Consider the following 1,122-nt stretch of genomic DNA (forward strand, 5'->3'; position numbering starts at 1 on the left):
TCAGGTGCCGTTATTTTTGCTTCCAGGCACCAAGTAAAGCGCGGCTAGTAGCATCCCAAAGCAGGTGCGCCATAAAGGTCGGTGGCTCCCCCCTTTATGACGCTCGGTGAGCCGAGGCGGCCTGCACCGCCATGCTCGCGCACTTGACCGCCAGCACCAGCGAGCACTGATCGCCCAGTCTGATTTGGCTAAAAATCCATCCCCTTTCCGGAGAGGCTTCGGCGCGCTCCGCGGACGCGACACGACTCAGGAATCGGCTCCGCGTGCGCCATCCCGCACATGCATGGAGCGAACGGATGTCTCCCAAACCCAAGACGCACTGCAACTACGGCCACGCGATGACGCCGGAAAACACCGTCATCGTCCAAATTAGGGCAAATAAATACCCTCACCGCCAGTGCCGCACCTGCATGCAATTGACGCAAGCGGACGTCGAGACGATCGAGACACACATGAACGGCGGCGGCACTTTCCGCGACTTGTCGCTGCCATTCGCGAAAGGATTGGGCTTGGAACCTATCGCGCGCTCAATCCGCGATGGTCCGAGCAAATGCTGACGATCGCGCGAGCTAACACTGACTTAAAAAAGACGGCCACCAACAGAAATCGCATGGCCGCACTGCTTGGGGCTGGCCGCGACCGCTGATAGTGGGGGCCGCCCAATACATACTCCGCCAGTTAGCGGAGCCACAGGGCTACGACGGCCCAGAGCGAAGCCCGCCGGGCAAACACACCTGAGCGATCTTTTTTTCTAGGCCGCCCTTCTGGCACCATCTCTGACATCGCTCATCGGTTTGATCTCGCCGATCAGCTCCGTGCCTCTATAAATTGACACCTTCTCGCCGGGCGAGATCTGCCAAACCTTCTCGTGTGCAACAATTAGGGCTTCCTCAAGCGTCGGCTTGGCGGCGGGGTACTCGTAATTTCGCGCCCGCACCGTGTAGGTTCGCTGGGTCATGATGGGATCCCTCGGTTCCTCCCCGGGGTCGGACAATCAGCTGCGAGCCGTGAACCGATCGTGATCCTCGCAATGACAGAAGCTGGCGCGGGAGCCGGCCTAGCGGACCGGCATGGCTGCGACGGCGCTGGCAAATCCCAGTATCATGATACTGGCGGCCGTGA

2 protein-coding genes are annotated in these 1,122 nt (G+C 60.2%); one reads left to right on the forward strand and one right to left on the reverse strand.

Annotated elements, in window-relative coordinates; all coding sequences use genetic code 11:
• The first annotated feature begins 296 nt into the window (after positions 1-296).
• Complete coding sequence (locus CQ12_RS17800; RefSeq protein ID WP_057836610.1) at positions 297-557, forward strand: hypothetical protein; 261 nt, start codon at positions 297-299, stop codon at positions 555-557.
• A 194-nt stretch (positions 558-751) separates the two neighbouring features.
• Here CQ12_RS17800 and CQ12_RS17805 read toward each other — a convergent pair whose 3' ends face one another.
• Entirely contained in the window at positions 752-958 is a 207-nt protein-coding gene (locus tag CQ12_RS17805; protein ID WP_157088282.1) for a hypothetical protein, read from the reverse strand.
• Positions 959-1,122 lie beyond the last annotated feature (164 nt).

Origin of the sequence: Bradyrhizobium jicamae (assembly GCF_001440395.1) — a bacterium.
GTDB classification, from domain to species: Bacteria; Pseudomonadota; Alphaproteobacteria; order Rhizobiales; family Xanthobacteraceae; genus Bradyrhizobium; species Bradyrhizobium jicamae.